The organism is Mucilaginibacter sp., assembly GCF_025359345.1.
Classification (GTDB): Bacteria; Bacteroidota; Bacteroidia; order Sphingobacteriales; family Sphingobacteriaceae; genus Mucilaginibacter.
This window is the reverse complement of sequence record NZ_JANYGQ010000025.1, coordinates 39,969-52,977: the sequence shown is the minus strand read 5'-3', so window position 1 is coordinate 52,977 and position 13,009 is coordinate 39,969. Positions and strand designations below refer to the sequence as shown.

Annotated in this window: 13 protein-coding genes and 1 tRNA gene; 7 read left to right on the top strand and 7 right to left on the bottom strand. The window is 42.3% G+C overall.

The features are described 5' to 3' along the window. Positions 1 to 2 precede the first annotated feature (2 nt). The 4 genes from Q0R52_RS15445 to Q0R52_RS15430 are packed head-to-tail and all read right to left on the bottom strand — an operon-like array spanning position 3 to position 3,558. Complete coding sequence (locus Q0R52_RS15445) at positions 3 to 596, bottom strand: HAD family hydrolase (RefSeq protein ID WP_295795821.1); 594 nt, start codon at positions 594 to 596, stop codon at positions 3 to 5. Then, on the bottom strand, positions 593 to 1,318 hold the full coding sequence (locus Q0R52_RS15440) for an SDR family oxidoreductase (RefSeq protein WP_295795819.1): 726 nt from the start codon (positions 1,316 to 1,318) through the stop codon (positions 593 to 595). Before Q0R52_RS15440 ends, Q0R52_RS15445 begins: the two co-directional genes overlap by 4 nt. A 6-nt stretch (positions 1,319 to 1,324) precedes the next feature. Continuing rightward, the gene (locus Q0R52_RS15435; RefSeq protein ID WP_295795817.1) at positions 1,325 to 2,662 is read right to left on the bottom strand and encodes an FAD-binding oxidoreductase; all 1,338 of its coding nucleotides are present in this window, start codon (positions 2,660 to 2,662) and stop codon (positions 1,325 to 1,327) included. Continuing rightward, entirely contained in the window at positions 2,662 to 3,558 is an 897-nt protein-coding gene (locus Q0R52_RS15430) for a decaprenyl-phosphate phosphoribosyltransferase (protein WP_295795815.1), read from the bottom strand. The genes Q0R52_RS15435 and Q0R52_RS15430 overlap by 1 nt, the downstream gene beginning before the upstream one ends. A gap of 166 nt (positions 3,559 to 3,724) precedes the next feature. On the opposite strand from Q0R52_RS15430, the gene coaD reads away from it, so the two are divergent. After that, positions 3,725 to 4,186 (top strand): pantetheine-phosphate adenylyltransferase, encoded by a 462-nt coding sequence (gene coaD, locus Q0R52_RS15425; protein ID WP_295795813.1) that lies wholly within the window; start codon positions 3,725 to 3,727, stop codon positions 4,184 to 4,186. An 85-nt stretch (positions 4,187 to 4,271) separates the two neighbouring features. Here the strand turns inward: coaD and Q0R52_RS15420 are convergent, their stop codons facing one another. Further along, positions 4,272 to 4,898 (bottom strand): NUDIX domain-containing protein, encoded by a 627-nt coding sequence (locus Q0R52_RS15420; RefSeq protein WP_295795812.1) that lies wholly within the window; start codon positions 4,896 to 4,898, stop codon positions 4,272 to 4,274. Here Q0R52_RS15420 and pyrE point away from each other — a divergent pair. From pyrE to Q0R52_RS15390, 6 genes are all read left to right on the top strand, one after another. Beyond that, a complete protein-coding gene (gene pyrE / locus Q0R52_RS15415) occupies positions 4,897 to 5,541 on the top strand; it encodes an orotate phosphoribosyltransferase (RefSeq protein WP_295795811.1) in 645 nt (214 codons plus the stop codon). The genes Q0R52_RS15420 and pyrE overlap by 2 nt on opposite strands. 102 nt (positions 5,542 to 5,643) lie before the next feature. Further along, positions 5,644 to 6,042, top strand: a complete 399-nt coding sequence (locus tag Q0R52_RS15410; protein WP_295795809.1) for an SRPBCC family protein — start codon at positions 5,644 to 5,646, stop codon at positions 6,040 to 6,042. 383 nt (positions 6,043 to 6,425) lie between these two features. Further along, on the top strand, positions 6,426 to 8,054 hold the full coding sequence (locus Q0R52_RS15405; protein ID WP_252792214.1) for an ATP-binding cassette domain-containing protein: 1,629 nt from the start codon (positions 6,426 to 6,428) through the stop codon (positions 8,052 to 8,054). A 138-nt stretch (positions 8,055 to 8,192) separates the two neighbouring features. Further along, positions 8,193 to 8,265 (top strand) — tRNA-Lys (locus tag Q0R52_RS15400). A gap of 196 nt (positions 8,266 to 8,461) precedes the next feature. Then, entirely contained in the window at positions 8,462 to 8,911 is a 450-nt protein-coding gene (locus Q0R52_RS15395) for a MarR family transcriptional regulator (RefSeq protein WP_295795807.1), read from the top strand. 40 nt (positions 8,912 to 8,951) lie between these two features. Continuing rightward, on the top strand, positions 8,952 to 9,878 hold the full coding sequence (locus Q0R52_RS15390; RefSeq protein ID WP_295795806.1) for a DUF6268 family outer membrane beta-barrel protein: 927 nt from the start codon (positions 8,952 to 8,954) through the stop codon (positions 9,876 to 9,878). A 174-nt stretch (positions 9,879 to 10,052) separates the two neighbouring features. Here the strand turns inward: Q0R52_RS15390 and Q0R52_RS15385 are convergent, their stop codons facing one another. Together Q0R52_RS15385 and Q0R52_RS15380 are read right to left on the bottom strand one after the other, a co-directional pair. Next, a complete protein-coding gene (locus Q0R52_RS15385; protein ID WP_295795804.1) occupies positions 10,053 to 11,225 on the bottom strand; it encodes a glycoside hydrolase family 27 protein in 1,173 nt (390 codons plus the stop codon). 108 nt (positions 11,226 to 11,333) lie between these two features. Beyond that, positions 11,334 to 13,001: a RagB/SusD family nutrient uptake outer membrane protein gene (locus tag Q0R52_RS15380; protein ID WP_295795803.1), complete on the bottom strand. Its 1,668-nt coding sequence runs from the start codon at positions 12,999 to 13,001 to the stop codon at positions 11,334 to 11,336. Positions 13,002 to 13,009 lie beyond the last annotated feature (8 nt).

Sequence of the window (13,009 nt, the reverse complement as noted above, 5' to 3'; positions counted from 1 at the left end):
AGTTAAGCGCGAAACGGCTTATAAAACGCTTTTGTCGCTATTGCAAGCATCGCCTTGTCACCACTTGAATCGCCATAACAATAAATATCGCTGTATTCAACCAGGTCGAATTCCGCCTTTATTCTTACAGCCTTTTCATCCCCATTATTATTAATGCCGTCGATGTAGCCCGTTAATAAATTATCCTTTGTTTGGAGTTTGGTAGCTATCAACCCCAGCCCGTTTGCTTCGGCCCATTTTTTTATCCAATTTTCCGGCGACGCTGATACCACTACCGTTTCAAAACCTTCTGCTTTCAACTTCTTGATTTCGTCAACAGCAGCCGGGCGGATGATAGCGGGCAAAATGTCGTCAATAAAGCTGTCACAACCTTGTTGAAATGATTTGAAATCCATCCCCTTAAAAAAATATTTTAACATACATTCCTTAGCTGCCTGGTTTGATATCAGCTTCAGCTTAAGCCCAATAAGCACCGGCGAATTTAGTAAAAAACCTATATAAAAACTTGTCTTTCCGTTTTGGTGTTTTATAACCTCAAGCAGGGTATCCTTGGTTGTGATAGTCCCGTCAAAATCAAAAAAAGCGATTTTTTTCACAGTTTCATCTTTTTAAATTGGAACTCCGGTATATTTTTTATGATGAGCATAATATACCGCCAAAACCATTTTACGTAGATGGTATTTTTCTTTTGGGTAAATCCATTGTAAACAATATCTGCAACTTCTTCCGGCGTTGATGTAAGCGGCTTGGGCAGGGGCATATTTTCCGTCATGCGGGTATAAACAAAGCCCGGCTTAACTGTCATCACGTGTACATTGTCCTTAAAACATTTATTGCGCAAACCGGCAAGGTAAGCGGTAAAAGCCGCCTTCGAGCTACCGTAAATCAGTTTACTGGCCCTGCCCCTGTCGCCGGCTACTGAGCTGATACCAATAATTGCGCCTTTTTGCTGCGCAATGTAGTATTTAGCAGCAATGTTAAGAATTGATACAGCACCGGTATAGTTGGTATTGATCATTGTTTCGGCAAGCGCCCAATCGTTAAAGGCGTCTTCTTCCTCGTACATGGTACCGAAGATGGTGATGGTAACATCCGGTTTCAAAGCATCAAAAAAAACCGCGTGGCTGTTGTATTTGCGCGCATCGAAGGCATAAGTACTACAAGCCACCTTATAACGTATTTCAATATCCGACTTTAGTGGTCCAAGCAGCTCCGGCTTACGGGCAGCGAGTTGTATATTATAGCCTGCAGCGGCAAACTTTTTTGCTATCGCGATGCCGATATCTGAAGTTGCACCCAGTACAAGTACGGTTTCCATGTATAATTATTTAGTATCAGTTAACAGTAATCGGTCAGATTGTGCCGACCTTATTTTCCCGTACGGGTTGTATTTTTTTACGATGCTTTTAAACTTTTCCAGTTCAGGGTAACCAGCTACCAGCATTTCCGGTTTCATCCGGGCATCTTTCGACATGTATAGCCGGCCATTATATTTAAGTACCAGCTGGTCAAGCTCATCTAAGAATGCAAGCAAATTGCCGCGCACCGGGAAATCAAGCGCCAGGGTATATCCTTCTTTAGGAAACGAAATCATGCTTTCCTGTTTGCCAAAAACTTTTAACACAGCCAGGAATGAGCCCAGCCCTTCATCCGATATCCGTGTTAATATTTCGATCAGCCCTTGTTTGGCATCCAGCGGTAGTACAAACTGGTATTGCACAAAACCTTTTTTACCGTATAGCCTGTTCCAGTGTAAAACTTTATCAAGCGGGTAAAAAAATGGCTCGTACGAAACCACATTGTTTATTTCCTTTTTAAAGTTTTTGCCATAATATAAAAAGTTGAAAGCCTTAACCGTAAACTGGTTAAGCACCCACGATGGCATATTTATAGGGAACGTTATTTGTTTATTACCATGAAGCTTTAATGGATTTATCCCTTGGCTTTCACCAAGCTCGCTAACAGAAGCGTGCTCACCCAGCATTAAAATACTGCGACCAAAATGCTCCCCTTTTTTGAGGCAATCGATCCATGCTACTGAATAGGTATAGTCTTTATAAGTATCAAAAAGTTCAATCAGCTCCTGCAGGTTTACTGCTTTAATTTGCTTTTGCTTAATAAACGATGTTTCAATTTTTTTCAGGCTGAACTTTACCCGGCTGATAACACCGGTTAAACCCATGCCGCCACAACTAGCCTCAAAAAGGTCGGGGTTTACAGATGGTGAGCAGGTAATTATATCGCCCGATGCCAGCACCAAATCAAAATCAAGCACATGGTTGGAAATAGCCCCGTCCACGTGGTGATTTTTGCCGTGCACATCGCTGGCTAAGGCCCCTCCTATTGTAATAAATTTCGTACCAGGCGTTACGGGCAAAAACCATCCTTGTGGTACAATAACAGTAAGTATTTGATCTAAAGTAATACCGCTCTGGCATTCAAAAATACCGGATGCAGCATCGAATGAAAGTATTTTGTTGAATTTAAGTGTCGAGATTGTTCTATCCGCCAGCGAGGCGTCGCCATAACAGCGACCGTTTCCACGGGCGATAAATGGCTGTTCTTTTGATATCAGCGCATCCAGCTGCTCATCAAAAACAAAGCTTTCCTCGTTACTTTCTATAACGGGGTAGTTCCCCCAATTGGCAATCGGTTTAATCATTAATTAAATATTGGAGTACTTGGAAGCAAATATAAAATTATATACACGCTTAAAATCCATAAAAGAATGGTTATTTGTATAAAGCGGTCTTTATACAAAATGTCTGTTGGCGAACCGGAGTTTTTCTTCACAAAAACCACCTGCATATAGCGCATAATACCCGCAATTACAAAAACGCTGGAGTAATATAGCCGGTAGGTACCCAGCCGGTGAATTGTTTTGGGCGATTGTGTGTAACTGATATAAGCAACAATAATTATAGCGCTGAACAGCCCCAGCATGGTATTTAAATATTCGAGGTTATAGCTGCTTACTGATTTACGCATGTCAGTACCCGACGCTTCTTTTAACAGCACATCGTCGCGCCTTTTGCCTATGGCCATAAACAGGGCTAACAGGAAGGTCATGATAATTAGCCACTCTGAACTGTCCACATGCGCTATAATTGCACCTCCTTTTACCCTGAACACAAAGCCGGAGGCAAGTAACAGCATATCTAAAATAGCAATATTCTTCAAGCCAAATGAGTACGCAATATTTACAACAAAATATACGCCCAGCACCAGCAAAAACTGCAACTGCGGATTTGCAATATAGCCAAGGCCACATCCGGTAATAATTAATAAAACACAAATTAAAATAGCATGCGATGGCTTTACGTGGCCCGATGCCAGCGGCCGCTTTGATTTGGTGGGGTGCTTGCGGTCGTTTTCAATGTCCCGGTAGTCGTTGATTATATAAATACTGCTGGCTATACAGCAAAACGCTGCAAAACCGGCTAACAGCAGTTCGATTTTTGAAGATGTAAAAATATGCTTCGAGAAAAAAGAAGGCACAAAAAGGAAAAGATTTTTTGCCCAGTCTTTTGGTCGTAACAGCTTTATGTAATATTTCATTGTTATAAGTTATGCCTATTACGCACCAACGCCGTTAAGAGTTACGAATTTGTGATAAATCAGGCAAGGCAATTTACTCAAATACCCCGGTAATTATCCCCATGGACTATTTAATCAATGATATTAAATAATGATTTATAACTTTGCGATATAACCAATCGCTACAATGAAAATTGCCCTTTTTCCGGGATCGTTCGATCCTGTTACAAAAGCACATGTTGATATAGTAAAACGCTCTGTAAGTTTGTTCGATAAAGTGTACATAGGGATAGGTGTTAACAGTTCAAAGGCTGGATTACTTAGCGTTGGCAAGAGAGAGCAAATGCTACGGGCAGTTTTTGGGGCCGATGACCGGATACATATCGTTGCTTACGAAGGCCTGACAGTTAACTTTTGCAAAAGTATAAATGCGGCCTACATGATCCGAGGCATACGTACCGTTTCCGATTTTGAATATGAAAAGGCAATTGCCCAAATGAACCATTCGCTCGACCCTGAAATTGAAAGTATTTTTATAGTGAGCAAGCCTGGTTATTCATCCATCAGCTCAAGCATCGTTCGCGAAATTATGCGCTATAATGGCGATGTGAGCCAATTTATTCCGAAGGAAGCACTCGCATATTTATAGAATCAAGAAGTCAGGATACAAAAATCAAGATCGCGTGTAGATTTATCTTGATTCCTGGCTCTTGACTTCTTGCCTCTCTCTTCCGTCAATTCTTAGCTTTCACAACCAGCTTTTCCTTCACCAACACATCCATAATTGAAGGAAATGTGTTTTCAACTATAGGGCCAATATCTTCTTTTTTAAACCAGCGCACATCGGTTATGCCTTCCTCTTTTTGCGGGACAAGATTTTTTTGACCGCGGCACCGCATATTAAACCACCAGGTTTTTTTTAGCACTACCTCGCCTTTATATAAATATGAGTGATACGTTTTGCAAACCAGTTCATCAAGTTTGCTAACCTTAATACCACACTCCTCTTCTACCTCGCGCACGGCAGCTTCTTTGGTGCCTTCCTGTTTTTCAATTTTCCCTTTCGGCAAGTCCCATTTGTTATTTCTGAAAATAAACAGGTACTCGTCGTCTTCGTTTTTAACGAGGCCGCCGGCTGCCTTTATCAACCGAACACTTTTCTTTATGGCTTTCAAAAATGCCTTTGCATCATCGCAAAGCACATAATAAAAAACACCGGGGTGGCTTAAAATCCAGGTGTAAAGTATTTTTAAATCAAAAGCAGCCGCGTCAATTTGCCTGAACCCGCTGCTTTTCTTGGGTTGCGACTCTGTTAGCAGAATAACTTTTTCGTTAATATAAATTCTGTATTTTTGGGCCATGTTTGATAATACTGAGATAGCAGGGCAAGTTGCCGAATTTTTGCTGCAAATTAAAGCAATTAAATTACAACCTAATAATCCTTTTACATGGGCCAGCGGTTGGAAGTCGCCAATTTATTGTGATAACCGGGTTACGTTGTCGCACCCAACCATACGCACTTATATAAGGCAACAGCTAACCCACCTTATACAGGAAGAGTTTGGCCCGGTTGGCTGCATTGCTGGTGTGGCGACTGCAGGTATCCCCCAGGGAGCGCTGGTTGCACAAGAGTTGGGGCTGCCATTTATATATGTACGCTCAAAACCCAAAGAACATGGCACCGGCAGCATGATTGAGGGCGACTCCTCATTAACAGGTAAAAGAGTTGTTGTGATAGAGGATTTAATATCTACCGGCAAAAGCAGCCTGCAGGCCGTTGAAGCTTTGCGCAGCGCTGGTTACGACGTAGCCGGCCTTGCCGCTATATTTACCTATGGATTTGATGTTGCAGTCGAAAATTTCAAATTGGCAAATTGCCCCTTCTACACCTTATCAAATTACAGCGCGCTTATAAAATATGCTGGTAACAACCATTATATTACAGAAGCTGACGTTGAAGTATTAAAAAAATGGCGCGAAAACCCTTCGGAATGGGGAAAATAACCAGTGGGCAGTTATGAGTGGGCAGTTGGCAGACGCCACTCTACAGCACTCGTTCCAACCTTGCTAAACTAATCTCCATTCTATAATCACTAATCTCTACCAATGACTACCTTCGAAAGTACAGTAACAATAACACAGCCTGTTGATAAAATTTACAACTTCCTTGCTGATATGAACAATCACCGGCAGCTAATGCCTGCCGAGGATATCAGTGACTGGCAATCAACCTATAACGATGCAAGTTTTAACCTGCGCGGAATGGTTGTATTAAGTTTAAAAGTTGATAGCAGGGTGGAAAATAAAGAGGTGAAAATATTACCGGCAGAGAAACCGCCGTTTGATGTAGAGCTTAAGTGGGTGCTTTCATCATCAGGTAACAGCACCGAAGTAACATTTACCATAGCAGCCGAGCTGAATTTCATGATGAAAATGGCCGTGTCCGGCCAACTCAAAAAGCTTGCCGAACACGAAACCAATAGTTTAATTTTTCTGTTTAGTTAAGTCCATTCCGTTCTTCTCCAATCGTTGCGCCGGGGTATTAATACTCCCGTTTGGCGTTTAAATGAAGAATTACGGCAAGTACATTAATAACAAATAATAGCGTTACTACAATTACCATATCAGTTTATTAATTAGGGATTAAAAACTAGTACAATATAGTTAGGTAAAACTTAATTCCAAACATATTCGCATAATAATTTATTAAATTTATTAACACATTATTAACGTCTTGTTATTGTGGAAATTAGCGCCTAAATAACTATATAACGCTTGGCGCAATAAGTTTGTTACAGTGACTAAAACATTTTTATCAACTAATAAATAACACGATGTTAATAAGTATGGAGATTTACCGTACTTTTGCGGCAAATTAAAGGAGCAGAATGATTACGGTATCTAATTTATCTTTGCGCTACGGCAAACGCACACTATTTGAAGACGTTAACCTGAAGTTCACCCAGGGCAATTGCTATGGCATTATTGGCGCTAACGGTGCCGGTAAATCAACTTTTTTAAAGATACTTTCGGGTGAGATTGATCCGTCAAGCGGCTCAGTAAGCTTTACCCCTGGCGAACGCATGGCCGTATTGAGCCAAAACCACTACGCTTTTGATGAGTTTACAGTAATTGAAACTGTGATGATGGGGCATAAAGAAATGTATGCCGTGATGAAAGAGAAAGACGCCATTTACCTTAAAGAAGATTTTACCGATGCCGATGGCGAACGCGCAGGCGAATTGGAAAACCAATTTGCCGAAATGGATGGCTGGAATGCGGAAAGCAACGCCGCTACCCTATTGAGCAACCTTGGCATTAAAGAAGAATTTCATTATCAATTGGTAAAAGACCTTGATAACACACAAAAAGTTCGTGTGTTACTGGCCCAGGCGCTTTTTGGTAAACCTGATATATTGCTGCTGGATGAGCCTACCAACGATTTGGATATACATACCGTAAGCTGGCTGGAAGATTTCCTGGCGGGATATGAGGCTATTGTGCTGGTAGTATCGCACGACAGGCACTTCCTGGATACGGTTTGTACCCACGTGGTGGATATCGACTTTGCCAAGATGACTATTTATACCGGTAACTATAGCTTCTGGTACGAATCGAGCCAATTGGCTCTGAAACAACGCTCGGACCAGAACAAGAAGACCGAGGACCGGGTAAAGGAATTACAGGAGTTTATCCGCAGGTTTAGCGCCAATGCATCAAAATCAAAACAGGCAACCAGCCGTAAAAAAGCGTTGGATAAAATTAATATAGACGAGATCCAGCCGTCGAACCGTAAATACCCGGGTATTATTTTTAACAACCAGGGCCGCGAAGCCGGCGACCAGATATTGCAGATTGAGCACCTTAGCAAATCGTTAAACGGCGAGGTGTTATTTAATGATATCCGCCTGATGGTAAATAAAGGCGACAAAATAGCGGTTCTTTCACAAAACAGCCTTGCTACTACTGCTTTCTATAACATATTAACCGGTCGTGACAAGGATTATAAAGGCGAATTTAAATGGGGCGTAACCATAAATCCCGCTGATATACCTATTGATAACGCCGAATATTTTAAAGGCAAAGACGATAACCTGATCGACTGGCTGCGTGAATACTCTCCGGGTGAAAAAGACGATCAATTTATCCGCGGATTTTTGGGCCGTATGCTTTTCAGCGGCGAGGAAGTATTGAAAAAAAGCAATGTACTATCGGGTGGCGAAAAAATGCGCTGCATGTTTAGTCGCATGATGCTGCAATCGGCCAACCTGCTGATGTTTGACGAGCCAACCAACCACCTTGATTTGGAATCGATTACTGCGTTGAACAACGGCATGAAGGATTTTAGGGGAACCATCCTGTTTACTTCGCGAGATCACGAACTTATACAAACCGTTGCCAATCGCATCATCGAGTTAACGCCAGGCGGTACTATTGATAAGCTGATGACGTATGATGAATACATCAATAGCGATGCAGTGCAAAAGCAAAGGGACGAGCTTTACGCGATGGCGTAAACAGAGATTAGAGGTTAGTTAATTAGAGATTAGGAGAATTTTAGAAAACTAATCGCTAATCACAAGTCTCTAATCTTCAATAAAAGACTTTTTTTTGAAAAAAAAGTCTTTTATTTGCAGCCCGGAAAAAAATAAAATGACTTGGTAGCTCAGCCGGTAGAGCAACTGACTCTTAATCAGTGGGTCGAGAGTTCGATCCTCTCCCAGGTCACAGAAGCCTTTCAGCCTAAGCTGGAAGGTTTTATTGTTTTGTGCTGAACCCATTTCCCCTGAGCGCTCAATAATTTTATTTATTTGTCTTTATACACTTTAGATATCGAACTTGTAGAGTATCGCCTGATATCATTGGGGATATAATTTTTACAAATAATAGTTGATATATCAACTATTATTTGTACCTTTGTATCATGAATCGCAAAAATGACCATCCTGCCCCACCTTCACTGGTTGCACAAATAGGTGCTCTTTATCATAGAATATACAAGGAATGTGATAAAATTTTCCGGGGGCACGATTTTCCGCTCGAGATGGACCAGATACCGGTTTTGATGCACCTGTATTACTCAGACGGGGCATCTCAGAAAACTATCGGCACATCGCTTGGGCGTGATAAGGCGTCAATTAACAGAACAATATCGTTTTTACTTAAAAAAGATTTTGTAAAAGTTATCCAGGACCCCGTTGATAAGCGGAAAAACCATGTAGAACTGACAGCAAGCGGCCAAAGTACAGCAAAACAGGCTGATGCTATTCTTGGAAAATTTGATGCGGTACTGTCTTCAGAACTGAGAGTAGAAGAAAGAACAGATTTTGACAAAACAATGCTGAAGTTAATCGGGATAGTTACCCCCTGCTAGCGTAACTACTTTTTCATCTACAAGAACAAATCGACAAAAAATGAAAAGAAGCTTATTTCTTATGGGCATGCTATTGCCTTTACTTGGCTATTGCCAAAGCGCTGACAGCAGTAGTACGCACAAAAAACTGACTACCACATCCCCCCTGCTTGGCGGTGTTACCGTAACCAATATTATTGCCCCGATTAGTGCCGATGGAGGTACCTTCACCATGCAGCAACCTATTGTTGATGTTGGTTTCCCAGTCTATAAGGATTTTTCGGTGGCCCATCCCATTTTAATAAAAACAGGCGTCCGTTACCAGGGCCTTTTTCTTTCAGGCGAACAAAATATAGGCGACAACGAATTTCATTCCATCACCGTTCCTTTGCTGGTAAATTATTCGCTTTCGCGCACCACCAGTATCTCTTTTGTGGGTTTGGCAACCATTGGCTCCGACTTTAAACGAAGTATCGGCACAGAGGATATACTTTATACTGCCGGTGTGCGGGTAGGCTTTCGACCAAACAAGTTTTTTAAATACGGCATCACACTCATTTATACCAGCAACTACTCCGGTAAGTTCCTGATTCCCCTCCCTGATATCGACTGGACGATCAGTAACAAACTAAGCCTTACAGGTATTATACCTGCCAGGGCATCTTTAAAGTATAAACTGTCAGAAATGCAATCGCTGGGTATTACAGCGTCATTCAACGGCAGCATGTTCCGCCTTAACGAGGATGGGAAGGACCAATATGTACAATTGCGGCAAAATAGCGCTGGCCTCATTTATGACCTTAAACTTAGCCAGCGATGGAAATTGAACCTGATCGCTGGGCATACTTTTTCGCAGAGACTTGAAACATTTAATATGGATCAAAAAGTACCTTTTGAGGGATTCAATAAACTCAACGACCGGATGGCCAATATCTCCTATCGTCAAAATTCTTTTATATTCCAGGGTGGGCTTAGTTATGAATTTTAAAGATCTGATGACCTAATAGTCGCCTGATATAACTTGTCGGCGACGGCAACCAGATTTAATGCCACTATTTTCTTTCGTTCTTCCTCAAAAGAGTTCGACATCTGTACAAACGGCCGCCTCATACTTACTTATGAAGCGGCCGTTTATTTTAATTTGGTGCATGCACACCGAATATTACTTCCTTGTCAATTTAAGCATGAGCACATCATGACCAGCAATAGTGCCTTTGATATTATCTTCCGTGGTTCCATTGTCTTTATGTTTCCAAACGTCCCTAACGTTGTATGAACCGTCGACTTTATAATTCTTGATCGTTGTTTTTAGGTCCTGGTTGATTGTTACTGGTTGATTGCTCCTGTTTAAAAAGCAAAAAACAAAATCATGATCGTTCAAGGGCTTGAACCATATTTCGAGCTCGCCATACTTCATCCATCTTGTTGCAGAAATGCCAAGGCCGTCATGGTCGATAGCCAGCACTTCCTTATTGGTCAATACCTCATTGGTCCCGGCAGACATGTTCCTAATGTCGTTACCGGCAATCAGCGGAGCCGAAAACATAGACCACATACTTATATGCGCCCGTTCCTCATTCACAGTTAAAACGCCATTACCAATTTCAAGCATATCAGGATCATTCCAATGGCCGGGGCCAGAATATCCCCCTATCTCAACCTGCAGATCGATAATCTGCAACACGCCCAGGCCGCCCCAATTATTCTTGCAGTCAAAACAGTTGATGATGTCTTCTGTTGTCCGCCATGTATGGCCGATCGCTGCACCCCACTCCCATGGTTTGTTGGTACCCCATTCACAGATACTCAATACCATCGGCCGCCCTGCCTTATAAATGGCATCTCTCATTATGGTATATGATGCCTCTGCATTTTGCTTGCCGTGGTTACACCAATCGTATTTTAAAAGGTCGACGCCCCACTTGGCATAGGTCCTGGCGTCCTGGAATTCATACCCGCGGCTGCCCGGCCTGCCCTGGCAGGTTTGAGTACCAGCATCTGAGTAAATACCAAATTTTAAACCTTTGGAATGAACGTAGTCAACAAGGCTTTTCATCCCGGATGGGAACTTTGCAGGGTCAGCAAGGATATTACCCAAACTATCCCGGCCAATTTGCCAGCAGTCATCAACAGTGATGTATTCGTACCCGGCATCCTTCATGCCGGTCTTTACTAAGGCATCGGCAATTTCCCTGATAATAGTTTCATTTATCTTACATTCAAATTTGTTCCAGCTGTTCCAACCCATGGGTGGCTTTTTTGCTAATCCTTCAAACTTTTGTGCTTTTACCGAGCAACAAAAGATACACAGTGTCAAAAACAATAACTTACGCATAGTTGCTTCTATAAATATTGGATTAAAATGAAATTATAGGCAGGCTCCCGAACCAGCCTGTAATGAAAAGAATGGTTTGCCTTGCAGACCATTCTTTTCAATTAGTTTTTAATAGCCTGTGTTTTGCACAAGCTTTGTCCGGTTAATTTCGCTTGTTGGGATGGGCAACAAGTAATGCTGTGGCTTAAACGCCCTGGTTTGCACCTGGGTGTAATTGTAGGTTTTACTGCCATTGCCATTTTTGGTGATTACCACACCCATTAATGGCTTATTCTCCGTTACGTCAGCAATCTTCCACCGCCGAACGTCGTAGTAACGATGTCCCTCCAGGCATAACTCAACCTGTCTTTCATTCCTGATCTTATTTTCGAGGGCAGCGCCTGATAGTGCGCTTGACAACAGATTTTTAACGCCTGCCCGTTGCCTGATTAAATTCAAATACTGGATTGCCGTTGCGTTATTCCCAAGATAAAACTGGGCTTCTGCATAATTCAGGTAAATTTCGCTTAAGCGGCTGACGATCCAGAATTTATTGGTTTGGGTTTCGGAATTGAAGTTGTAAGTAGTATCGCAGTATTTTCTGAATGTATAGCGCGTTACACTGTTATTCCATTTATCCCATCCCTGTGGTGAGTCCAACCCTCCCTCATAAAACTCGGCGACGTTAGTGCTGCCTACACCATACCTATCCTGGCAAAACGCCGGCTGCCCGTATGGTCTTCCGTCGAAAACAATATCCTGGTAAAAACGAGGGTCGCGGTTTACGTATGGATGTTGCGGATTATAGCCAGACGTCGGGTCAGTCACATCCTTTCCGTCTGCTGTTCCGAATGCATCAACCAGGTTCTGGCTTGGGGCGAATGAGGCCCATCCGTGGAAACCACTTGGAGATAAAAACACTTCTACCCCCTGAAATGCACTCCACATATACTGTTTGTTTGTTTCCCGTACCATTATCAATTCAGAATTTTTGGTGGTAAACAGGTCGGCATAATTACCGTTAAATAATTGAAATGCATTCAAATCTATCACCGCTTTGGCAGCGTCAGATGCCTTTTGCCATTTCCCCATATCGTTTGTTGGGTTCCACTGCGGGCTGGCAGCGTACAGTAACAATGTCGACTTTAATGCAAGCGCGGCCCCTTTCGTTGCCCTACCGTAACTGGTTGAACCTTGCTGTACAGGCAATAGTGCAGCGGCCTTATCTAACTCACTTGCAATAAAGCCTGAACATTCGTCGTAGCTGTTGCGTGCCGCCTTAAAATCGCTGTTCAGGTCAAAGGGTTTGGTGATTAATGGAACGCCTCCATAATCCCTGGTGAGCTTGAAATAGGCATAGGCTCTCAGGTAGGTTACCTCCCCTTTTAAGCCATTCCGGCGCGCCTGGTCGCCCGGAACATTGTCTATCTTCGATAAAAAAATGTTACAGTTTTGGATAGTTTTATAAGTTGGTGCCCAAATGTCAAATACTCCAAGGTTGTCCGGAGTAAGTGAACCAGAGTTCATTACCGAAGCATTATAGTCATCAAACTTGTTGAAAGCCTCATCAGTTGCTGAAGATAAGGCCCATGTTCTGTTGGTTGTGTTATCCCAGTTATGTTCAGCATTGGGTAACACATTGGACAAGTTGTTTGCGAAGGCCTCTGCAAGACTTAAATCGCTCCACACAGATTGATCGGTATACGAATCAAGCGGCGTTTTATTTAAGACATCCTTTTTGCAGGAAGTAATTATAGCACATAGGATATAACAACAGATGAATATTTTATTTTTCATATATCTCG